The 22,697-nt window shown below is 60.5% G+C and carries 18 protein-coding genes and 1 pseudogene; 12 read left to right on the top strand and 7 right to left on the bottom strand.

What is annotated here, in order from left to right:
• Positions 1–218: 218 nt before the first annotated feature.
• Complete coding sequence (locus RY113_RS14355; RefSeq protein WP_110106127.1) at positions 219–1,865, top strand: AarF/ABC1/UbiB kinase family protein; 1,647 nt, start codon at positions 219–221, stop codon at positions 1,863–1,865.
• A gap of 1,013 nt (positions 1,866–2,878) precedes the next feature.
• Here RY113_RS14355 and mgtA read toward each other — a convergent pair.
• The 7 genes from mgtA to RY113_RS14320 form a co-directional block, all read right to left on the bottom strand.
• Positions 2,879–5,530: a magnesium-translocating P-type ATPase gene (gene mgtA, locus RY113_RS14350; protein WP_315915111.1), complete on the bottom strand. Its 2,652-nt coding sequence runs from the start codon at positions 5,528–5,530 to the stop codon at positions 2,879–2,881.
• A complete protein-coding gene (locus RY113_RS14345) occupies positions 5,508–6,017 on the bottom strand; it encodes a universal stress protein (protein ID WP_315915110.1) in 510 nt (169 codons plus the stop codon). Before RY113_RS14345 ends, mgtA begins: the two co-directional genes overlap by 23 nt.
• Positions 6,018–6,279: 262 nt before the next feature.
• Complete coding sequence (locus RY113_RS14340) at positions 6,280–7,041, bottom strand: diacylglycerol kinase family protein (protein WP_245932155.1); 762 nt, start codon at positions 7,039–7,041, stop codon at positions 6,280–6,282.
• A 32-nt stretch (positions 7,042–7,073) separates the two neighbouring features.
• Entirely contained in the window at positions 7,074–7,343 is a 270-nt protein-coding gene (locus RY113_RS18530) for a hypothetical protein (protein WP_354211997.1), read from the bottom strand.
• A 464-nt stretch (positions 7,344–7,807) separates the two neighbouring features.
• A complete protein-coding gene (locus tag RY113_RS14330) occupies positions 7,808–8,296 on the bottom strand; it encodes a PRC-barrel domain-containing protein (RefSeq protein WP_110106123.1) in 489 nt (162 codons plus the stop codon).
• Between the two features lie 85 nt (positions 8,297–8,381).
• On the bottom strand, positions 8,382–9,443 hold the full coding sequence (gene tal, locus RY113_RS14325; RefSeq protein WP_110106122.1) for a transaldolase: 1,062 nt from the start codon (positions 9,441–9,443) through the stop codon (positions 8,382–8,384).
• 31 nt (positions 9,444–9,474) lie between these two features.
• A complete protein-coding gene (locus tag RY113_RS14320; RefSeq protein WP_315915109.1) occupies positions 9,475–11,352 on the bottom strand; it encodes a transketolase in 1,878 nt (625 codons plus the stop codon).
• A gap of 338 nt (positions 11,353–11,690) precedes the next feature.
• On the opposite strand from RY113_RS14320, the gene RY113_RS14315 reads away from it, so the two are divergent.
• From RY113_RS14315 to RY113_RS18525, 11 genes and pseudogenes are all read left to right on the top strand, one after another.
• The gene (locus RY113_RS14315; protein ID WP_315915108.1) at positions 11,691–13,154 is read left to right on the top strand and encodes a sugar porter family MFS transporter; all 1,464 of its coding nucleotides are present in this window, start codon (positions 11,691–11,693) and stop codon (positions 13,152–13,154) included.
• A 91-nt stretch (positions 13,155–13,245) separates the two neighbouring features.
• On the top strand, positions 13,246–15,084 hold the full coding sequence (locus RY113_RS14310; RefSeq protein WP_315915107.1) for a molybdopterin-dependent oxidoreductase: 1,839 nt from the start codon (positions 13,246–13,248) through the stop codon (positions 15,082–15,084).
• A gap of 36 nt (positions 15,085–15,120) precedes the next feature.
• Positions 15,121–16,377 (top strand): FAD-dependent oxidoreductase, encoded by a 1,257-nt coding sequence (locus RY113_RS14305; protein WP_315915106.1) that lies wholly within the window; start codon positions 15,121–15,123, stop codon positions 16,375–16,377.
• Positions 16,378–16,444: 67 nt separating this feature from the next.
• Positions 16,445–17,164 (top strand): succinate dehydrogenase cytochrome b subunit, encoded by a 720-nt coding sequence (locus RY113_RS14300; protein ID WP_179442403.1) that lies wholly within the window; start codon positions 16,445–16,447, stop codon positions 17,162–17,164.
• A complete protein-coding gene (locus RY113_RS14295) occupies positions 17,164–19,104 on the top strand; it encodes a fumarate reductase/succinate dehydrogenase flavoprotein subunit (RefSeq protein ID WP_396334247.1) in 1,941 nt (646 codons plus the stop codon). The genes RY113_RS14300 and RY113_RS14295 overlap by 1 nt, the downstream gene beginning before the upstream one ends.
• A complete protein-coding gene (locus RY113_RS14290; RefSeq protein ID WP_315915104.1) occupies positions 19,101–19,850 on the top strand; it encodes a succinate dehydrogenase/fumarate reductase iron-sulfur subunit in 750 nt (249 codons plus the stop codon). The genes RY113_RS14295 and RY113_RS14290 overlap by 4 nt, the downstream gene beginning before the upstream one ends.
• A 108-nt stretch (positions 19,851–19,958) precedes the next feature.
• Positions 19,959–20,180, top strand: coding sequence for a hypothetical protein (locus RY113_RS14285; RefSeq protein ID WP_315915103.1), 222 nt, complete (start codon positions 19,959–19,961; stop codon positions 20,178–20,180).
• Positions 20,181–20,223: 43 nt separating this feature from the next.
• A complete protein-coding gene (locus RY113_RS14280; RefSeq protein ID WP_315915102.1) occupies positions 20,224–20,397 on the top strand; it encodes a hypothetical protein in 174 nt (57 codons plus the stop codon).
• 33 nt (positions 20,398–20,430) lie between these two features.
• Entirely contained in the window at positions 20,431–21,249 is an 819-nt protein-coding gene (locus tag RY113_RS14275; RefSeq protein ID WP_315915101.1) for an aconitase family protein, read from the top strand.
• Between the two features lie 373 nt (positions 21,250–21,622).
• Complete coding sequence (locus RY113_RS14270) at positions 21,623–21,895, top strand: hypothetical protein (RefSeq protein ID WP_245932179.1); 273 nt, start codon at positions 21,623–21,625, stop codon at positions 21,893–21,895.
• A gap of 644 nt (positions 21,896–22,539) precedes the next feature.
• A pseudogene (locus tag RY113_RS18525) lies at positions 22,540–22,686 on the top strand (DUF2252 family protein); the annotation flags it as partial.
• Between the last annotated feature and the right edge of the window lie 11 nt (positions 22,687–22,697).

Below are 22,697 nucleotides of genomic sequence, written 5' to 3'. Positions count from 1 at the left end.
TTGCATCCGAATCGACGGCGTCGCGATCATGACTGTTCGCGTTCAAAATACCGTCGATACGGTTCATCCTACGCCCGTGTGACGCACCTGCGAGAAGATAGTTTTACCGTGTGGCGCCATTGGCAACTTCCCGCCCTACTGCCCATACTGAGGGGTATGAGCAGACCTGCAGACAACACTAATTGCCACGGTGGCGCCGATGATGCGCAGCCACGGGCATGAACACCCACCTTGAGCGATTGGCCCAGGTCGCAGAGATACTGGGTCGCCACGGACTAGGATCCCTCGTGGCCGCCACCGGGGTGGACCGTTGGCGGGTGGCACAGGCCGTGGGCTCAAAACCCCAAATCACGAACCCCCACCGCATCAGGCTTGCATTGGAAGAGCTCGGCCCCGTGTTCATCAAGCTCGGTCAGATGCTCTCCACCCGCCCGGATCTGCTGCCCCCGGGCTACCTCACCGAGCTCTCCAAACTTCAAGACGGTGCACCACCTGTGGCAGTGGACGCTGTCCGCGCTGTCATCCAGCAGGAATTGGGCGCCGCGCCGGAACAACTGTTCGCCACGTTCGACGACGCACCCTTGGCCAGCGCTTCGATCGGCCAAGCCCATGCGGCGAGACTTTTCGACGGCACCGAAGTTGTTGTCAAGGTTCGCCGCCCGGGTGTTGTGGCACGGATCAACGAGGACCTGGAGATATTACAGAACCTAGCCACCTACGCGAACCGTACGTGGCCGGCTGCTGCTGACTTCAATTTCAGCGGCATCGCGGCTGACTTCGCAGCCACCCTGCGCGCTGAACTTGACTACCTGCAAGAAGGCCGCAACGCGGAACGTTTTGCGGCGAATTTTGCTGCTGACCCGGGCATCCACATTCCCAGGATCTTTTGGGAGACAACGAGTTCTCGGGTACTCACCATTGAGAGGATCCGCGGCATCAAGGTCGACGACGTCGAAGGGCTGATTGAGGCGGGGATCGACACGCATGACCTTGCCGACCGGGCAGCCCGGGCCGCTGCCAAAATGATCTTTGAAGATGGCTTCTTTCACGCGGACCCGCACCCCGGCAATTTGTTTGTCGAAACGTCGGGCACCATTGGGCTCATTGATTTTGGCATGGTCGGGGAAGTGCGTGCACCTCTGCGTGAGCAGTTGGCCAAACTACTGCAGGCACTCACCACCAACAACCCCGACCGGATCAGCAGTGCGCTGCTGAACCTTTCCACTGCTCCGCCCACCGCAGACCGGGCTGCGCTACGCTACGACGCAACCGTATTTGTCCAGATGTACCAAGACAAAAAATTAGGTGAGCTCGAAATCGGCCCGCTGGTGGTCCAGCTGCTGGCGATCTTGCGCAACCACCGTCTTCAGCTGCCTCGTGAAATGGCCTTGCTGGCCAAGATGCTGCTCATGACGGAGGGCATGGGGGCCCGCTTAAATCCTGACTTCAGCCTCGGCAACGTCCTGAAGCCCTATGCCAAGCACATGGCACTGGAGCGTTTTGAACCCCGGAATCTGGCCCAGGCATTCTCCCGGTTGGGGTTGACGGTGGCCGAGCTCGGCCTGGACCTGCCGGAGAAATTGGAGCGGCTGGCTGGACGCATGGACGACGGCGTCGAAGTCCGTCTGCGTGCCTCCGAGTTGGAGCCGATGGTGGCCCGTGTTGAACAGATTGGCAACCGACTGGTTGCCGGGATGGTTGCCGCCGCTTTCATCCGAGGCATCGGGGATGTGGCAACGGCGGATAGCGAGCGGTTGACAAAGTGGGGGAAACCGCTCCTTGCCGGCGCTGTTGGTGCAGTGGGGGCGTTGAGCACCTATTTGGCATGGACGGGGCGGCACCGACGGGGCGGTGGACGAAGATGATGATTCTCGATTTCCCTACCCTGACACCGGCTTGAGTCCTTCCGACGGGCGGCCTGAACCGGTTGTAGAGGGTTCCGAGGAACCTAGACTTCCCACACGCGGGGCCCCCACACCCCCGGCAGTGGTTCACGGTCGCATCCCCCGGTGGCTTTTGGTGACTGCGTCCGTCATCATCCATGGCGCTTCCGTGTGGTGGATCATCCTGCCGCAATATTCCAATGCCGTGCCGACACTGGGTTCCCTTGAACAGCTATCCGTGTATCTGGTACTACTGGCGGTCGGTCTTGAGCTTGCCTCCTTTCTTGCCTATTCCGCACTCAGCGCCTCCGTCCTGGGCGCCGGACGCCCGAGCTACTTCACCCTTCTTCGCATCGATTCATCCGACGTTGGCGTCAGCCATGTGGTGCCCGGGGCGGGGCGGCGGCAGTCCGGTACCGCTTGTTGCAACGCGCAGGAGTCCCCCGGAAAAAGCCCTGAGCGCTGCGGCCATCCAAATTTCCGGTTCCAATCTCGTGTTGGCGACACTCTTTGCCGCGGGACTGCTACTGTCCCTCACCACCATCTCTGCCAATATGTACTACCGAACTGACTCCGTCCTCGCACTTGTTGCTCTCCTTGCCTCGGGCGTCGGAATGTGGTTCCTGACCCGCCACACACCGCGGACAATTAATAAGTGGCCGCGGTCCATCGCGCGGCGTATCCCGCCGGTGAATGAGGACTGGATCGAGACCTTCCTTGGCACGATGGCCGAACGACTCCTCCACCTCGTCAAGAGCCCCGCAGGGTGGGCCTGGATATACTGCTCGCAGCCGCGAATTGGCTTCGGCACACCGGCAGGAGTAGCACTTCTGGGGGTGATCGGCTGGCGGCTGGTCCAGTTCTGGATGCACCTCCCCTCGGCGCAGCAGCGTACACGTCCCCGCGACTGGGCCTGTTCCGAAAGAAGCCCTAACTGGCCGCTGATTTCCCGCAGCACGGCTTCACAGTTTCACTGCTTGACCTGTTTCGCGGCTTCACGGCGATTTCAGCGCAGCGGCCACACTAAATCTTGCCGCACGCCGGTGAATGTGGTGGGCGCGTCCGCGGCCGCGCGCCACCGGCCGTCCTTGGGATGGGCGGGAAAAGAACCATCTCTTGGCAAATTCCACCAGCACCAGATACACCACCGTCATCGCCAGTAACGCCAGAAAGAAGGGCACGGGCAGCGGATCAAAGCCCAAGATGGCGCCCCAGGGTGAAAGCGGCAAATAGATGCCGACCGCCACAACACCCAGAGAAGCCCAGAGCAGTCCGGCGGAGGGGCGGCTGCGCAGAAACGGCACGCGCCGGGTCCTAATGGCAAAGATGATCAGGGTTTGGGTGGCGATGGACTCGATGAACCAGCCGGCCCGGAACTCCCCCGGTGCCGCCGTGAAGACGAACAGCATGAGGCCGAACGTGGCAAAGTCGAACAGTGAGCTGATCGGGCCGAACAAGAGCATGAACCGGCGGATGGACGCAATGTCCCAATGAGAGGGGGCCAGCAGCTGCTCCGCATCGACCTTGTCCCCGGGAATGGCAAGCTGGCCGGTGTCGTAGAGTAGGTTGTTGAGCAGGATTTGGCCAGGGAGCATGGGCAAGAAGCTGAGCACAACGGAGGCGGTTGCGGCGCTGAACATGTTTCCGAAGTTGCTCGAAGTTCCCATGAGGACGTACTTGATCGTGTTGGCGAAAATTCGGCGCCCTTCCCGCACTCCTTCGGCCAGGACACCAAGGTCCTTGTCCATCAGCACAATGTCGGCCGCATCCTTGGCCACGTCGGTGGCACTGTCCACGGATATGCCGACGTCGGCGTGGTGCAGCGCCAGGGCGTCGTTGACGCCGTCACCCAGAAAGGCGACAGCGCGGCCGTCCTGGCGCAACATACGGATGATGCGCGCCTTCTGTTCGGGTGAGACCCGGGCGAAAATAGTTATGTCCCGGACGGCCGTGGCCAGTTCCGGATCCGTCAGCGCCTGAACTTGGACGCCCGTCAGCGTCCCGCCGGACACCAAGCCCAGGTCCCGGCACACTTTTTCGGCAACCTTGGCGTTGTCTCCCGTGGCAATCTTGACAGCGATGCCCAAGGAAGCCAACTCCACCAGGGAGTCCTTGGCGTTGGCCTTGGGCTTGTCCAGGAAAATGAGGAAACCGGCCAGGGTCAGACTGTTCTCATCCGCTGGCTTGATCGCGGTCATGCCCACGACGGTGCGGGTAGCGACGGCGATGACCCGTGCCCCGGCGTCGTACTGTTTATCCAACTGCGCCAGCGCATGCGGCGGGATATTGGAGCACAGCTCCATGACATCCTCGGGTGAGCCCTTCGTGACAATCCTTTGGGCACCGGCCGCATCCACCACCAGAACGCTGGTCATTCGGCGCCTGTGATCGAACGGTATGATGCCGAGTCTGCGGTGGCGCCCAGCATCAAAGTCGTTGGCCTGCGGCGATTCCCAGAGAGCGGCGTCAAGGGGGTTTTGGCCCACAGTGGAGACTGTGCCGTGCGTGTAGTCAGCTTCAGTGGCGACAAGTCCCAGCGTGAAGAGCCCCTGCTCGGAAACCTCGGGCAGGATGGGCAGGGCCGCCTGGAAGCTGATACGCCCCTCGGTTAGGGTCCCGGTTTTGTCCGTGACCAGTACATCCATGTCGCCAAGATCCTCGATGCAGATGAGCCTCTTGACCAACACCTGCCGCTTGGCCAAGGCCCGGGTTCCTGCTGCGAGGCAGGTACTAACGACAGCGGGCAGCAGCTGCGGGGTGATGCCGACGGCGATGGCCAGGGAGAACAGCAGGGACTCCAGCAGGGGGCGGCCCAGCAGGAGGTTTGCAATGAAGATCAGTGTTGTCAGGCCGACGGCCACTTGCAGCAGCAGAAAGGAGAAGCGTTTCAGGCCCCGCTGGAATTCGGTTTGCGGCTGACGCTCCCCCAGACCCATGGCAATTCGACCAAACTCGGCCCGGCCTCCGGTGGCGACGACAACTCCCGCGCAGCTTCCACTCTGGACGACGGTTCCCATGAACAAGCAGCAGGAAAGGTCCGCCAGTGCCGCCTCCCCGACGATGGCTGAAGTGGTCTTTTCCGCAGGCAGGGACTCCCCCGTGAGGATGCTTTCATCGCATAACATCTCCTCGCTGGTCAGCAGCCGGATGTCCGCCGGGATGATGGCACCCAAGGCCAGCCGCACCACGTCCCCGGGCACCAAACCCACCACGTCAATTTGGCAGGCAGTGCCGTCCCGGAGGACAACAACCGTGTGAGTGACGCGGGAATGCAGTGCCTCGGCCGCGCGTTCGGCCCGGAATTCGTTGCTGAAGCCCAAGCCCACACTGACCAGCAGGATGACCCCAATGACAATCGAATTCGTCGCATCCCCGAGAAACAGGGACAGGCTGGCAGTGACAATCAAAAGGATCAGAATGGGACTGCCCAGCTGCCGGCCCAGCACTGACCATGGGCTGGCCTTGTGACTGCGCAGCGCGTTGGGTCCCACGGCAGCCAGGCGATCCTGCGCTTCACGGCTGGAAAGTCCCAGAGCGCTCGAGTCAAGTTCAGCCAGCACCTGCTCGGGCGTGTTCTGGGCCGCATCTGCGATGGACAGCAACTTTATCGGTAGGCCGTTGACGTCATGCTTTGCCAGCAGGCTCATCGTCACCGCCTTGGAATCCTTGGGCAGGGCTGGTCAATCTCTCTTGCTTCGTTTCAGTGTGCACAACCAGCACCGGGCAGGTGGCGTGTGCGGCGCAGGCCGAGCTGACAGAGCCCAGCAACAAGCCTGCGAATCCGCCGTGTCCACGTGAGCCGAGAACGAGAAGCTGCGCCGATTCAGCCAGGTCCAGCAAAACCTTCGCTGGCTGGCCGCGGACAATTTTGCTGCCAATGCCGTCAGGCGGTTTGTCCCCGAATGCGTGAACCAGCGCTGTTTCGATGACCTGCTGTGCCGTGTATTCAGGATCCCAGTCAGAAGATGCGAAGGGGCCGTACATCGACTCAAGATGCCATGCGATAACCGCTGTGATGGTGGCCCCGAGGGTTGGTGCCAACGTGTTTGCCCATTTCAAAGCAAGAATTGATTCCGGTGAACCGTCGACTCCCACCACAACTGGCGAGCCTTCTGGGCGTGTCGATTCTTTCATGGCATGAACCGTCCTTTTAGTTCTCATACTGACTCCCGGCGGGAGCCGTGCACAGGGTCCAAAGTCTCTATCTGGCCGCACCGGCTATCTCTACCAATGGGCGTTTCCACCATCCCCAGCCCTTTCTGCGGGCCCGTTGAGGGTCTTCATGGCGAGCTGCTATCCGAGCGTTCGCAGAGCACGGTGGGCGCTTTCCACCAGAACGGAGGCACCAGCTGGAACGTCGAAGATCTCACCATCGAATTGGCCTGGCAAAGGGACCTCAGTACTGAATTCGTAACGGGAAACGCTTCTCTGGTGACCGAGCCCCACGCGTGGTGTGCGGCAGGGAGATGACCTCGAACTGCCCGTCGGCAGGAATCCTTGAGTCGCTCACAGTTCCGTACTTTGCCATTCCGTTGACGTTGGCAAGAACTAGGCTGTCGAACCGGGCCCGGGCCCCGTCGGGCCGCACTATTTCGAAGGACCGCAACCTGGGAAGCGTTAGTACCACGCCAAACAGTTCAGGCACCCGCCCCTTGCCAGAGTTTTCGATCCCGCGGGCCATGGCCGCAGTGAGTCCGAAACCAACATAGGAATGCACAAATCGCTCTTTGGTTAGGCCACCATTGTCACGGACAGTCAACTTCAACAGGTCCATCTGGCGGATGGGCCCGGCAACGATCGCGTCCACGACGGTCATGGTCGCGATGCTGCGCCGATGGTCATTGGCGTTCCCAGCCGCCAAAACGGCGCAGATCGTGGTGCTGTTGGGGACGTCCATGACGCCATTGACCACGTCGTTGAAACCACCGTCTCCGCTGACGGACACGATCAGCAGTGGCAATCCACCCGAACCCTCGCCACCAGAGCAGGACGCCAAGGACTGCTGTGCAGCGGCCCTGGCCAACTCACGCCCGTGCCCGGCATGGCTGGTGGGCAGCTGCTCGATAAGGATCTCCGGCATGCGTACGGCCAACTCCGTGCACAGCTGACGGCTCAGATAGGGCGCGACCTTCTCCGGGTTCGGTTCGAAGATCACCACGATCCTTGAGAAACGGGGCTGGCCGCCGGCTTCTAGTAGCCGGTAAACTCTTCGGTGCGGATATCGTCGTCGTCTACCCCTGCACCGTTGAGGAGGCTGCGCATGGCGGTCACCATCCTGGCTGGCCCGCAAAGATAGTAGATCGGCGCGCTCAGGTCCTGGATATGCCTGGCCAGCATCGCTGCATCGACGTACCCGGTTTCCCCGGTCCAGCCATGCCGGGATTTTCCGGCCCCGTCATAGTGGGCACGACGGTGACGTTGGCTTCGGCATCTGCCACATGGTTCAGCTCGTCCAGGAATGCTGCATCCTCGGGACGCTTGTTGGAGTAGAACAACATAATCATGTGCCCAGTCTTGTCGTGGACCGATTGCAAGATGATGCTGCGCACAGGCGTGATTTTCGATTCCGCCGGTCAGAAAAACCGCGGGCCTGTCCAGCTTGCTGTGCAGGGTAAAAGAACCGTAGGGGGCATCCAGCTCCACGTCGGTGCCCAAAGGCATGTTCTTGAGTACACGCTTGAATGCGGTGTCACGCATGCGGGTTGTGCACATCAGGTTCGGCTCATAGGGGGCGCTGGCAAGCGTGAATCCCCGGGTGTTTGCCTCCGCATCGGTCTCTGAAGGCTCAAGCAGGGTGTAGTCCGCGAATTGACCGGCTGTGTACGTGAATCCTTCAGGCTTTTCAAACTGGAACAGCATGGTCCCTTCGGCTGCTTTTTCCTTCTTCACGAGTTTTGTTCTTAGAAGTGACATGGCGCAGCACCTCAGGGTGAAGAAGTGGAATCGGAAGGTGGTTCTGGCTCCTTGTCTGGTCCTAAAAAGTGGAAGGGGAAAACCGGGTATGAATAGCCACCCATCCAGTAAGGCGAGTAGCCATAGTAGCCGTAGGAGTCTTGGTGGTAGGACCGTGTGGTGACCAGCTCTGGGTCGTACGGCGGCGCCCCTGCTACCCGCTCACGGGTTTGGTCGATGTGAACCTCGCCCGGGGTGATGCCGGTGATGGCGTCAACGGGGATGAATGACTTCTTCTCGCCCATCCCTAGGAACCCGCCGGATTCCACCACCAAAAACCGGACTTTTTTTTCGCGCGGATCGATCAGCAGGTCATGGACTTTCCCGATGTCGTGGCCGTCCTTGTCTTTCACGGAATATTTACGGACATCCTCATCGCCTAGTTTAATGCTGGCACCCATGTCACTAAGTTTCATGAGCGTGCTGTTGCTGTTCTCGTTTGGTGCCTCGTTTGTTGCCATGGTTCATCCTTTCGCAGGTGCTGTGCCGGCGTCCCCTGCATTCCCGGCAGACTCGGTATTAGCGGCTGCTTGCTGTCACCATTTATCACTTGGAGCGGATACTCTCCAACAGGTTCTTCCATGATGCGTCGAAGGATTCGGTGCCTTCGTGTTGGAGTTCTCCGGCAAGCTTCTGGTGGTCGATGCCGACCTCAGCGAAGGATGACAGGGTCTGCTTCGCGGCTTGGGCCTTCGCCACTGGTAGGTCTCCCACCTCCCCATGATCGCCGAAGGCGGACAGCGTGGCCTCAGGCATCGTATTGATGGTGAAGGGCGCGGCCAACGCTTGGACGTACAAAATATCCGGCGCGGCCGGGTTCTTTGTGGAGGTACTCGCCCACAGCAAGCGCTGAGCCCTGGCTCCCTCGTTGGCCAGCCGGCCCCACCTCGCGGACTCCAGCAGCGTTCGGTACCCCTTGTAGGCAAGCGTCGAGACAGCGATGCCCAGCCGGTTCTCAAGGTGGTCTGGAACCCGTCCGGCGACAGCTTTGTCCCACCTGCTCACGAACAGCGAGGCTACGGAGGGAACAACGGGGTTCCACCCGGCAGCCACCCGCCGCTCGATGCCGCGTAGGTATGCCTCGGCGGCATCTTGGTATTGTTTGGCCGAGAAAAGCAGTGTCACATTGATGGGCACCCCTGCAAAGATGCACTCCTCGATGGCCGGCAGGCCCTCGGCCGTTCCTGGGATCTTGATAAAGATGTTCGGACGCTCCGTTTTTGCGTGCAGCGCCTTTGCCTGTTCCACGGTGGCGTTCGTGTCCCGGGCCAGCAAAGGGGAGACTTCCAAGGAGACCCAGCCGTCCACCCCGTCGGTGCGTGCATGGACCGGGGCGAAAAGGTCGGCGGCCCGCCGCAGGTCAGCCAGTGCCAGGTCGAAGAAGACTTCCTCATCGGAGCCCCCTGCCACCTTGCCGCCGGCAATGTCCTGGTCATAGTCAGTTCCGGCTGCAATAGCCTTGTCAAAAATACTCGGATTGGACGTTAACCCGGTGATGGAGTCCTCGGTAATGTAACGCTCGAGCGTGCCGGAATCGAGCAGGTTCCGGGTGATGTTGTCCAACCAGAGGCTCTGACCGAACTCGTGCAGTTGCTGTGTTGGTTTCATCGTGTTTCCTTCTGTTTCAGTGCCCGCTGTGTCAGTCATCGCTGTGTCCGCGCCCGGCTAGTTCGCGTGCGGCCGTCACAATGTGCCGGGAAGATATGCCAGCGGCGTCCAGGAGCTCGGAGGGCTTGCCTGAAGTGGGCAGTCCGCGGACGGCCAAGTGCGCAATTCTCAGTGCGGGCACGGGGGCATCGGCCAAGGCTTCCAGCACCGCGCTGCCCAATCCCCCTTCAGGATAGTGGTCCTCCACCACGACCAGACGGCTGCCGGTGACGTTGCAGGCCTCAATCAGGGCCGCCCTGTCGATGGGTTTGACCGAGTAGGCGTCAATGACCCGGGCCATGATGCCCAACTTCGCAAGTTCCTCGGCAGCAGACAGGCACTCATGGAGCGTCACGCCGGCGCCGATCAGGGCCACCTGGTCCTCGGGCCCGGCGCGGTGGAGTTTCGAGCCGCCAACAGGGAACGCTTCGGCAGCGGGATAGATCACCGGGTAAGCGCCCCTTGTGGTGCGCAGGTAAACAATGCCTTCGGTGTCGGCCATCGTCAGGGTGAGCTTGGCAGCGCAGGTGGCATCAGCGGGGTACAAAATGACCGAACCGTATACAGCGCGCAGGGCGGCTAGGTCTTCCAGCGCCATCTGGGATGGTCCGTCCTCCCCGATCTCAACTCCGGCGTGGGAGCCTACCAATCGGATGTTGACCTGTGAGATCCCTGCCATACGGATGAAGTCAAAGGCGCGGGAGAAGAATACCGCGAACGTGGAGACGAACGGGATGTATCCGCGCACCGCGAAGCCCACGGCCGATGCGACCAGCTGTTGCTCTGCGATGAACATTTCAAAGTACCGTTCTGGGCACACTTTGGCGAACTCTTCGGCGTGCGTTGAGTTCCCGACCTCCCCGTCAAGGACGACGACCTCGGGGCGGGCCGCCAGTGCGGCGATGGCAGCTCCGAAGGCTACCCTGGTGGCCACCTTCTCGCCCAGTTCATAGCTGGGAAGTACGACGGCGGCACCCGGGTTGGCTTTGATGGCCGGGACTGCGTGGCCCTGGGTTGGTGAAAGTGTTTTGATGACCAAATGGGTGGGTCCACCCAGCGCACTGATGGCCCGTTCCGCCATCTCCGGCGGGAGAGCCAAGCCGTGCCAGCCATTCTTGTCCTCCAACTCCGTCACGCCCTTGGCCTTGATGGTCCTGGCTAGGATCACTGTGGGCGTATCTGTATCGGAGCGAGCTTGGCGCAGTGCCGTATCGATGGCAGCTAGGTCGTGACCGTCAATGACGATGGCACGGGCCCCAAAAGCTTCAACACGGGCAACATATCGCTGTACATCCCATTGAAGTTCAGTGGGGCCGCGCTGGCCCAGCCTGTTGATGTCCACAATCGCGGTCAAGTTCCCCAACTGGTAATAGCTGGCCTTGTCCAACGCCTCCCAGATGGAGCCCTCAGCCGTCTCGCTGTCCCCGCACAACACCCACACGTGGAAGGACAACTTGTCTAGGTACTTCCCGGCCAAGGCGATCCCGACGGCGTCGGGCAGGCCCTGGCCTAAGGAACCTGTTGCCACATCAACCCATGGAATTGTCGGGGTGGGGTGCCCGGCCAGGCGCGCCCCCAAGCGGCGGTAGGTATTGATGAGCTCGTCCTCATCGACCACCCCGACAGCCCTGTACATGGAGTACAACAGCGGGGACGCATGGCCCTTGGAGAAGATCAGATGGTCATTGACCGGGGAATCGGGTTGATCCCAGTTGTAACGCAGATGTCCCGTCAAAAGGACCGCCATCAGATCTGCCGCGGACAAGGACGAGGTGGGGTGGCCTGAACCGGCACTGGTGCTGCAACGGATAGAGTCCACCCGCAACTGTGCAGCTAGTCTGCGGTTGATAGCAAGATGTTCTTCATGCATGGTGGGGCTCCTGCCACCGGGGGTTCTCGTGGAAATCTTCCATGAGTGATCAAGACAGTGAACTGCAGGGTCTGGGCGGCACCTTTAATCAAGCTACACCCGTGGATCCACAGCCACCAGAGCCCCTAATTACCAGAGCACAGAACACAGCCAGACAGCCGCCCTCAGGGGTACGGATGTGGCTGCTGTTGCACCGTTGCCTGCTCTGTTGCGTTTGTGGGCAAAGTGATAGATTTCCTCACAAGGTTGCCGAGCCGCATGGCAGCCGACGGCCACAGCCCAAGAACAGGCCCAGCTTCGCTAGTGACCATCCAAGAGGGCCAGGATCGCGGTGCCACGTGGGAACAAGTCCAACAGAAGAGGCCGTCCCGCGTCCCGGGGGCGAATCCATTCCCCATAAGGGAAGAATCATCGTCATCACCCTCGCGGCCGCGTTGGGTGGTCTGCTCTTCGGTTTTGACACATCGGTGATCAACGGCGCCGTCAATTCAATCCAGTCCGACTTCAACCTCGGTTCCGCAGCCATCGGGTTCACCGTCGCCATCACCTTGATCGGCTGTGCCGTCGGCGCATGGTTTGCCGGACAACTTGCAGATATCTGGGGACGCAAGCCCGTCATGGTCTTGGCCGCGCTCTTGTTCGTTGCCAGCTCTATCGGCTCGGGATACGCCTTCGCCGTGTGGGACCTGATGACGTGGCGGCTAATTGGTGGACTCGCCATTGGCATCGCCTCGGTCATAGCCCCTGCCTACATTGGTGAGATGGCCCCTGCCCGCATGCGTGGCGCGCTGAGCTCGCTCCAGCAATTAGCCATCACCCTGGGCATCTTTTTGGCACTGCTCTCCGACGCCGGTCTGGCCGGGGCTGCAGGCGGCGCCAGCAACGAACTGTGGTGGGGCATGCCTGCCTGGCGGTGGATGCTGCTGGTTGGTGTCATTCCCGCCGTCGTCTATGGTTTGTTATCCCTGACCATCCCCGAATCTCCCCATTTTCTAATCCGCAAGGGCCGCAGTAAGGAAGCGCTCGCGGTGATTGTGCGCGTCGCCAATCCAGCGAACCCGGAGCAGCGCCTGAAAGAAATTCAAGACAGCTTGGAAAACGAAAAGCGCTCCACCTACCGCGACTTGCGCGGGCCCGCACTGGGGCTCCAACCCATCCTGTGGATCGGCATCGGCATGGCCGCCTTTCAACAGCTGGTGGGTATTAACGCAATCTTCTATTACTCCACCACGTTGTGGCAGTCTGTGGGGTTCAGCCAACAAGACTCTTTTACAACCTCCGTCATCACGGCCACCATTAACGTTCTATTGACGTTTGTGGCCATCTTCTTCGTCGACAGAGTGGGGCGCAAGCGCCTGCTGCTGGTGGGTTCGGTGGGCATGTTCGTGGGGCTTATTGCGGCCGCCATCTCGTTCTCCCAAGCGACTGGTTCAGGGGACTCCCTCACTCTCGCGGCACCCTGGGGGCCGATCGCCTTAGTCGGTGCCAACTTGTTCGTCATCTTCTTTGCCGCCACGTGGGGGCCTGTGATGTGGGTGGTCTTAGGAGAGGTCTTCCCGAACAAGATCCGTGGACTGGCCCTAGGCATCGCCACAGCATTCAACTGGATCTTCAACTTCATCGTGACACTGCTCTTCCCGATCATGAGTGCCGCCGTCGGCCTTGGCTTCGTCTACGCCGGGTTTGCGTTCTTTGCCGTCTTGTCCTTCTGGTTCGTCAAGGCACTGCTGCCTGAGGTCAGCGGTCTAGAACTTGAGGACAAGAGCAAACTGATACGCCACAAGACACCACCAAGGACATAGCCGGCGCAACCGCCACGCTGGGATTCATCCATCGACAGTGGTCAGCTTGGCACCCTGGCAGATCCACACCAGTGGGGGTAGGCTCAAAAATATGGCACGTCACCCAGACGATAATCTGGATCCTCCATCAGAAACCTCATCCGTCCCTGCCCAAGGCGCACACTCCCAGCTGCCTCCGGTGCCCGCAACGGATGAGGGTCCACCCACCTACAAGAGCTTCCGCTCAGAACTCACTCACAAGGACGACGACGTCATCGACCCCGAGTGGGCTGGCTCGATTCCGGCACAATACGGAGTGGCTCCCCGGGTACGGATCGGTGCCAGCAAGTGGTTTAACCTGCTGTGGCTGATTCCGATCGGCTTCGTAGTGGTGGTCATCGGGATCACGGTGGCCAAGGGTATCCGCGGGCTCCCTGGGGTGGCGGCTTTCATGGCCGAGTATCCCGGAACATCAAGCCTTCGCGCCGATGCCCCTGTAGGCTTCCCTGCGTGGCTGGGCTGGCAGCATTTCTTGAACCTGTTCTTCATGCTCTTCATCATCCGCTCAGGTTGGCAGATCTTAGCTGATCATCCCCGGCTGTACTGGACCCGCCACAGCACCCCGGGCAGGGGCTGGTTCCGGATGCAAAAACCTGTTCCCACCAATCCGCTGTACACCGCAAAAGAAGACTCCATCACGTTGCCCGCCGGAGTCGGCTTGCCGGGCCGGCGCCACACCATCGGGCTGGCACGTTGGTGGCACTTGGGCATCGACACGCTGTGGCTGCTCAATGGCCTCATTTTCTATGTTCTGCTCTTCTCCACAGGGCAGTGGCTGCGTCTGGTGCCGCTGCACTGGGACGTCATCCCCAACTCCATCTCAGTCGCCATCCAATACTTGTCCTTGAACTGGCCCGTTGAAACAGGCTGGACCAACTACAACAGCCTGCAGCTGATCGCGTATTTCCTGACCGTCTTCATCGCAGCTCCGCTGGCACTGATCACGGGCTTGGGCATGTCGCCAGCACTGTCCACAAAATTCAGGTGGATCAGTAGCATTTTCAGTATTCAGGTGGCCCGGTCCCTGCACTTTTTAGTCATGTGCTATTTCTGTTTGTTCATCGTCATCCATGTCACCTTGGTCCTGACGACGGGTGCTTTAGCCAACCTCAATCACATGTATGCCGCGCAGGAGAGCGAATCCTGGACCGGGTTCTGGATCTTTGCCGCGTCTATGGTCATCGTGGTGGTCGCCTGGGTAGCAGCGACCCCGCTGACGTACCGTTACCCTCGGAAGGTACAACGGGTCGGGTATGCCTTGATTGGCCCCGCACAACGTTTATTCGAACATATCGATTCCAAGCCGGGGCAGTACACGGAGAAGGACATCTCTCCCTATTTCTGGCACAACGGCAAATATCCCGAATCACAGGAATATAAAGACCTCATGGATGGCGACTTCGCCAACTATAAGTTGCAGGTCAGCGGGCTGGTAGCGAACCCTGTGCACCTGGATCTAATGGCGTTGCGTGCCCTACCCCAGCATGAGCAGATCACCCAGCACTTTTGTATCCAGGGCTGGTCAGGGGTTGCAAAATGGGGAGGCGTCTCACTGCAAACCATCATGGACCTGGTCAAACCAGCCCCGGAAGCCAAATGGGTTGTTTTCTACTCCTTCGCCGAGGGCTCCGACAAGGGCCTGTATTACGATGCCCAACCCATCGAGCAAATGCATTATGAGCTGACTATGCTCGCTTACGATATGAACGATCAAGCCCTGTCCTACGGCCATGGCGCCCCTCTGCGGCTGCGTAATGAGGTCCAGCTCGGTTTCAAAATGGTCAAGTGGATCAAGGGCATCGAATTCGTTGAGGACTTCTCCGAAGTTGGCGGTGGCCAAGGCGGTTACAACAACGATCACGAATTCTTTGGTTACAGCCAATCGATCTAAATCAATAGCGGCTCAGTCCGCACAGAGGAAGAGAGCATGGGAGCCCAAGAGACTTTCGTCATTGTTGGAGCCGGGTTGGCCGGGGCAAAGACTGCCCAGGCACTGCGTGAGGAGGGCTTTGCCGGGCGCATAGTGCTTCTTGGACAGGAGCCCGAGCGTCCCTATGAGCGGCCGCCGCTGTCCAAGGATTTTCTGCAGGGAAAATCAGAGCGGGAAAAGATCTTTGTTCATGCCCAGTCTTGGTATGCCGAGCACAACGTCGAGCTTCGCACCAGCACCAAGGTCACAGGGATTGATCGTTCAGCACACAGGGTGGACTGTGCCCGAGGCGGACCTGTCAGCTACGACAAATTGTTGCTGGCCACCGGCGCGTCACCACGTCAGCTTTCGGTCCCCGGCAGCGACAGACATCGGGTGTATTACCTGCGCCGCATCGAAGATAGCCAACAACTAAAATTTGCGCTCTCAGTTTCATCACGTGTGGCAATCCTCGGCGCCGGATGGATTGGGCTCGAAGTCGCCGCAGCCGCACGCGCGGCGGGTCTGGAAGTGACTGTGCTGGAACGGGGAGAGCTTCCGCTCCAACGAATTCTAGGCACCGCACCGGCCGAAATATTTGCCAAGATACACCGCGACCATGGCGTGGACCTGCGTTGCGGCGTCCAGGGGACCCGGATCATTGGCGATGATCCCCGGCAGCCCACCGGCGTGGCGCTAAGCGACGGTTCGCAGCTCGGTGTGGACCTTGTAGTGGCAGGCATTGGCGCCGTACCCAACACCTTGCTGGCGCAGGCAGCCGGACTGGAGCTTGAGAATGGTGTCATGGTTGATAAGCACCTGCGCTCCTCAGATCCCGATATCTACGCTGCCGGGGACGTTGCCAACGCCTTCCACCCGCTGCTGGGCAAACACATCCGCAGTGAGCACTGGTATAACGCTCTGAGCCAGCCGGCCGTGGCGGCCCGGTCCATGTTGGGGCAGGACGCAGTCTATGCGGAGCTGCCTTATTTCTACAGCGACCAGTACGAGTTGGGGATGGAGTATTCCGGCTATGTGGCCCCTGGCGGCTACGACGAGATCATATTCCGCGGCGACCCGGCAGCTCTGACATTCATGACGTTCTGGCTCAAGGACCGCCGGGTGCTGGCAGGTATGAACGTGAACATCTGGAACCAGACCGAGACCATCAAGGCCCTGGTGCGCTGCGGCCGGCAAGTCGATGTGGCACGGTTAGCAGATTCGAAAATCCCGTTGGAGAGAGTCCTGGCTGAGGCTAGGGCCGGGGACGGGTAGTTGGCGGTGCCCTTCAAAGCGCCTGCCCCTGCTGGCGTGTTGGCGGAACGGAGCCTAGGGTGGGCGCATGAGAACGGGCAATGTGGCCGGTGTGCGCTCTACCGCAGCGCGTTCATCTGTGGCGCTACACGCGGCAATGGCGATCAGCGGGCTGATCATGATCCTTTTTTTGTTAGCCCACATGTATGGCAACCTGAAGGTCTTCGAGGGCCAACAGGGCTTTGACAGTTATGCCGGATATTTGCGGGAGATCGGCCAGCCACTGCTGCCGTATGCGGGCGCGTTGTGGATCCTGCGGGTAATTTTGCTGGTCAGTGTCCTGCTCCACATCTTTTCCGCGTTCACCCTGTGGCACCGCTCGCGCCGGGCCACGGCAGGCAAAGGCGGTTGGCGATACGAGACCACCAAGAACCGGCGCGGCGTCCAACGAAGCTACTCCTCGTTCACCATGCGCTGGGGCGGGGTGATCATAGGCCTCTTCGTGATCTACCACCTGCTGCACCTCTCCGCGGATGTCATTGCACCCGGTGGTGCCTCTGACAGCCCCTACCAAAGAATGGTCAACGGGTTCCAAATCTGGTGGGTTGTGCTCTCTTACGTGATCGCCCTCATTGCCCTCGGCTTCCATCTGCGCCATGGAATCTGGAGCGCTTTCGCTTCCCTGGGCGCCAACAAATCCGTCGCCACACGGCGTTTCCTCAATCAGCTGGCAACCGTTGTCATGCTGATCATTCTGGTGGGCTTTCTCGTTCCACCGCTGGCAATCTTCACAGGATGGGTGAGCTGATGGAGCCGTTATTCACGGTGGGAGAACCGATTCAGGATGCGAAGGCCCCCGCCGGGCCGCTTCAGGACCAGTGGGAGACCCGCCGTTTCGGTGCCAAGCTGATCAACCCTGCCAACCGGCGCAAGCTCTCCGTCATCATTGTCGGCACCGGGCTGGCTGGCTCCTCGGCTGCGGCCACCTTGGGCGAAGCCGGCTACCACGTCAAGAGTTTCTGCTACCAGGACAGCCCCCGGCGCGCCCACAGCATTGCAGCCCAGGGCGGAATCAACGCAGCCAAAAACTACCGCAATGACGGCGACAGCATCCGCCGTCTTTTTTACGACACCGTCAAGGGCGGGGACTACCGGTCAAGGGAGTCAAATGTTTACCGGCTCGCGGAGGTCAGTTCCGCCATCATCGACCAGTGCGTTGCCCAGGGGGTTCCCTTCGCCCGAGACTACGGCGGTCTGCTGGACACGCGCTCCTTTGGCGGGGTACAGGTGTCCAGGACGTTCTACGCACGCGGGCAGACAGGCCAGCAACTGCTGCTGGGCGCTTATCAAGCCCTTGAGCGCCAGGTCAGCGCAGGTACGGTGGAAGTGCACACCCGCCACGAAATGCTCGAACTCATCGTCATCGACGGCTTGGCACGCGGGGTTGTGGTCCGGGACCTCGTGGACGGGACGCTGGAGACCCACCTGGCGGACGCCGTCGTCCTTGCCACAGGAGGCTACGGCAACGTCTACCACCTCTCCACCAACGCCATGGGGTGCAACACCAGTGCCACGTGGCGGGCCCACCGCAAGGGTGCTTTGTTCGCCAATCCTTGCTTCACCCAAATCCACCCGACGTGCATCCCTGTCAGCGGCGAACACCAATCAAAGCTGACACTGATGAGCGAATCGTTGCGCAACGACGGGCGCATCTGGGTGCCTGTGCAGGCCGGGGACACCCGGGCACCCGGGGATATTCCCAAGGACGAACGGGACTACTACCTCGAGCGCCAATATCCAGCCTTCGGCAACCTCGTCCCCAGGGACGTCGCCTCCCGTGCCGCCAAGAACCAGTGCGACGCCGGCCGCGGTGTGGGGCCTGGCGGGCGCGGGGTATATCTTGATTTGGCGGATGCCATCACCCGTCTGGGCAGGGACGCGATCGAGGAGAAATACGGCAACCTCCTGGACATGTACCAAAAGATCACCGACGAGGACCCATACCGGTCCCCGATGCGCATCTACCCGGCCGTGCATTACACCATGGGCGGGCTGTGGGTTGACTACGACCTGGAGAGCACCATCCCCGGGTTGTTCGTTATCGGTGAGGCCAACTACTCCGACCACGGCGCCAACAGGCTGGGTGCCAGCGCACTGATGCAGGGTTTGGCTGACGGGTACTTCATCCTGCCCAACACCATCAACGACTACCTCGCCAAAAACCCTGTTGGCACCGCAGATTCCTCCCACCCAGAGGCAGTGAAAGCGCTGGAAACGGTCCGCGAACGCCTCAACCGCTTCCTGTCCATTGACGGCAACCGGACCGTTGACTCCTTCCACAAGGAGCTCGGAGCCATCGTGTGGGAGTACTGCGGAATGGAACGCAACGCCGAGGGCCTTGAACATGCTGTTGGTCTGATTCGTGCGCTCAAGGCGGAGTTTTGGTTGGACGTCAAGGTCACCGGCATGAACGAGGAACTGAACCAGACGCTTGAACGTGCAGGCCGGGTCGCAGACTTCTTCGAATTGGCCGAGCTCATGTGCATCGATGCGCTCCACCGTGGTGAATCCTGCGGCAGCCATTTCCGCACCGAAAGCCAAACCGGCGACGGCGAGGCGTTGCGCAACGATGCTGCCTTCGCCTATGTTGCGGCGTGGGAATTCACCCGCGAAGGCGCCCCTCCGCGGTTGCGCAAGGAGAACCTCGAGTATCACAACGTGGAACTGGCGCAGAGGAGCTACAAATGAACATCACCGTGCGCATCTGGCGCCAACACGACCAAACCGCCGCCGGCCAGATGGTCAGCTACCGGGTGGACGGAGTCTCCCCCGACATGTCTTTTCTGGAAATGCTCGACGTACTCAACGACCAGCTCACTGCTGCCGGAGACGATCCGGTGGCCTTTGACCACGACTGCCGCGAAGGCATCTGCGGCATGTGCAGCCTTGTCATCAACGGGATCGCCCACGGCCCCGAGGCGCTCACCACCACCTGCCAGCTATACATGCGCCACTTCAACGACGGCGACACCATAGACATTGAACCGTGGCGCTCTGCTTCCTTCCCGATCCTGCGGGACCTCATCGTGGACCGAAGCGCCTTGGACAGGATCATCCAGGCGGGCGGCTATATCAGCGCCCCCACAGGATCAGCCCCGGACGCCGCGGCAACCCTCATGCCCAAAAAAGACGCTGACCGAGCTTTCGACGCCGCCGTGTGCATCGGCTGCGGAGCCTGCATCGCAGCCTGCCCCAACGGATCAGGAATGCTCTTCACCGGAGCCAAGGCCAACCACCTGGGCGTTCTCCCCCAAGGCCAGCCCGAACGCCAAGAGCGGGCACTGGCCATGGTCAACCAACACGACGCCGAAGGATTCGGCGGCTGCACACAGATCGGCGAATGCACCGCCGTGTGCCCGGTGGGAATCCCACTGGACATGATCTCCTTCCTCAATGCCGATGTCCTGTCCGCATTGCCCAAAGAAAACACCTGATCCTAGGCCCCGCTGTGGAACAGTTTCGGAGCCCGCACTACGCTGACGGTCGGCAATGAAAGCAATGAAGCCGGCCGGCTGGGCGGTGATCCTCAGAAGATCAACCCGTTGATCCCCTCGGAACTGGTGATTGACCACTCTGTCATCGCTTATGTTTTCGGCACTTCGTGCGCATTTGCGGCCAACGCAAAGCTGGAATTCTTCCGCAACAAGGAACGCTACCAACTTGAACTGCTGCGCTGGGCGCAGCAGGCCTTCTCCGACTTCCTGGTCCGCCCCCCGATACAGGCATCTGTCACCAGATCAACCTTGAGTACCTCTCCCGCGTGATCTTCACCCGGGAGGCTGCAAAGGACCCGGCAGCGTTAATGGCGTGGCGCTGCGCCAGGCATATCCGGATAGCCCGGACAGCACCGACACCCACACGCCCGTGGTCAAGGGTCTCGGCGTGTTGGGCTGGGGTGTCGGTTTTTACGGTCCGGGTGTGGTTGCCATTCCACTGGCCAATCGCGCCACCCTTGGAAATATGAGCCCGGAATATGGTTGAACTTGCGCAATTTTCCCGATCGGCGCGATCACCTTGGATTATCTTCGTCTGACCGAATGGCCGGAACAGCAAATTCAGCTGGTGGTGGCCTGCGTCAAGGAACAGGGTCTCTGGCATGACGCCGGGCACGGAGCGAGCCATTCCCAGTCTGTCGAGTTCGAGCTGGCCGGGGTGGAACCATTCATCGACAGTCCCAAGCGCCCGCAGGATCGCATCCCGCTGGCCTGCGACAGGGATCGCCCAGGCGACCGGCCCGTGGACCGTGGCAGCGACGGAGACGGTGGCGGTGACGGAGCGACCTCACAGTACCCGTCGAATCCGGCTCAAGTAACATTGCCGGGCACAACGCCGGTTATTGTCGAGCACGGCCACGTCGTCATCGCCTCGATCACCAGCTGCACCAACGCGTCCAACCCCTCCGTAATGATCGGCGCCGGGCTGCCGGCCAAGAAAGCGGTAGAGCACGGCTTGAGATCACAGCCGTGGGTGAAGACCTCACTGGCCCCCGGGCCGCGCGTCGTCACCACCTGCATCGGCAACTCCGGTCCGCTAATTCCGCAGGCACCACAGGCCGTGACAGCCAACGATCTCACTGTCAGTTCGGTGCTCAGCGGGAACCGCGACTTCGAGGGCAGGATCCACCCCCAGACCCAAATGAATGTTCTTGCCTCACCACCGCTCGTGGTCGCCTATGCGCTGGCCGGCACCATGAACATTGACCTGCTCACGGATTCACTGGGCGAGGGCGCGTCGGGTGAGCCCGTCTACCTGCGCGATATCTGGCCCTCCAGCCAAAAAATCCAGGAAGTGGTTGGCGAAGCAGTTCATGACAAGCTGTTTGCGCCCGGCTAAGCTAACGTCTTCGATGGGGATCACAACTGGCAAAATCTTCAAATTCCCACCGCCGACATGTACGCCTGGGATGATGCTTCGACGGATGTTCGCCGGCCGTTATCTGCTGTAGCACGGCGTACAGCGCGTCGACTTCAACTCCTACGGATCTCGCTGCGGCACCCATGAAGTTATGATCCGGGGCACGTTCGTCAACCTCAGACTGCGCAATAAGATGGTGCCCGGCACCGAGGGGGTGGGGATTCACTCGCCATCTGCCAGACGGCGAACAGCTGAGCATCTTCGAGGCGTCACGGAAATATCTCTAAGACAACGTCCCATTGATTGTTATCGCCGGGGCTGAATACGGCTCGGGCTCCTCCAGGGACTGGGCGTGCTCCCGCTACAGTTCAGCCCCGGCGAGAACGCAGAGACGCTTGGGCTCAGCGGTGAAGAGGAGTACTCCATCATGGGGCTAGCCGGCGCCGCCGACATCCCAAAACAAGTCTTGGTGCGGGTTCAACAGGATGGAGAGTCCCGAGACATCAAAGCAATCGTGCGGATCGACACCCCGCCAAGGCCGCATATTTCCAAAACGGCGGGATCCTCCACAACGTCCTGCGCCAGCTTCTGGCGGCCTAAGCCCACCCCGGTCCTGGCGTTCTAAACACGAAATTTGCCTCAGCCTTCTTTGGCGATTTGAAAACCTTTCTGATTGTCCTCGTGCGGACTGGACAAACGTGAGGCACGGAGTGGGCTTTACACAGCCAGAAACTCTCTCCTCACGGGCAACACCTGCAACATCCCAACAATGATCTCGGCTGACGTCTACAGCCATGGGCGAGTAATTTAAGGGTAGGCCTCTCTAACAAGATTCTCCCGATCATTTCAACCCACAGCGATCTGGACGGTCAGCTAGACGCCCTAGATGCTTGGAGGGCACCACGATGCGGTATTCCGAATTTTTCAGGGACAAGACTATCTATAGGCGGCCACCAAGCGGAGAGATCTATTGCCTATTCCCAGATAGTGTCAAGGCGGCCCGTGCGTCTCCAAACTGGGCACCGTCCACGGTGCTAACCGCCCCTTGAGGGCGTGAATCGTTTCTCGTCGGCCTCTAGCCCCCACCCCAAGCTGCTGACATACTGATGGTGAAGGCGGGCGGACTCGCTTCCTGTACGCCAGATCAAGCTTTATGAGACCCTCCTTGCCTATTCAGACAGGGGCATCGCCTGCGAGGATGTGGAGGAATGTCATGCCTAAATTAACCGCCGAGGAACGGCGCAGCGGCGGCCGGACGGCAAGGAAAGAATGCCCCAGATCAAGCCACGCACCGTGGGATCCGCACCTGACCGGCCGGATCCCGTCACTCTTCTTGAGGGACAATCGGTCCTGCGTGTCCCCGAGCTCGTGCCCATTCGTTACGGGCGGATGATGGTCTCGCCGTTTACCTTTTTTCGGGGGGGCGG

The organism is Arthrobacter sp. lap29 (assembly GCF_032458965.1).
GTDB lineage: Bacteria > Actinomycetota > Actinomycetes > Actinomycetales > Micrococcaceae > Specibacter > Specibacter psychrochitiniphilus.
This window is presented reverse-complemented; position numbering and strand designations above follow the sequence as displayed.

Coding starts and splice junctions, on each gene's coding strand:
- RY113_RS14355 (WP_110106127.1), top strand. CDS start 219: ATGAACACCCACCTTGAGCGATTGGCCCAGGTCGCAGAGATACTGGGT.
- mgtA (WP_315915111.1), bottom strand. CDS start 5,530: ATGAGCCTGCTGGCAAAGCATGACGTCAACGGCCTACCGATAAAGTTG.
- RY113_RS14345 (WP_315915110.1), bottom strand. CDS start 6,017: ATGAAAGAATCGACACGCCCAGAAGGCTCGCCAGTTGTGGTGGGAGTC.
- RY113_RS14330 (WP_110106123.1), bottom strand. CDS start 8,296: ATGGCAACAAACGAGGCACCAAACGAGAACAGCAACAGCACGCTCATG.
- tal (WP_110106122.1), bottom strand. CDS start 9,443: ATGAAACCAACACAGCAACTGCACGAGTTCGGTCAGAGCCTCTGGTTG.
- RY113_RS14320 (WP_315915109.1), bottom strand. CDS start 11,352: ATGCATGAAGAACATCTTGCTATCAACCGCAGACTAGCTGCACAGTTG.
- RY113_RS14310 (WP_315915107.1), top strand. CDS start 13,246: ATGGCACGTCACCCAGACGATAATCTGGATCCTCCATCAGAAACCTCA.
- RY113_RS14305 (WP_315915106.1), top strand. CDS start 15,121: ATGGGAGCCCAAGAGACTTTCGTCATTGTTGGAGCCGGGTTGGCCGGG.
- RY113_RS14300 (WP_179442403.1), top strand. CDS start 16,445: ATGAGAACGGGCAATGTGGCCGGTGTGCGCTCTACCGCAGCGCGTTCA.
- RY113_RS14295 (WP_396334247.1), top strand. CDS start 17,164: ATGGAGCCGTTATTCACGGTGGGAGAACCGATTCAGGATGCGAAGGCC.
- RY113_RS14290 (WP_315915104.1), top strand. CDS start 19,101: ATGAACATCACCGTGCGCATCTGGCGCCAACACGACCAAACCGCCGCC.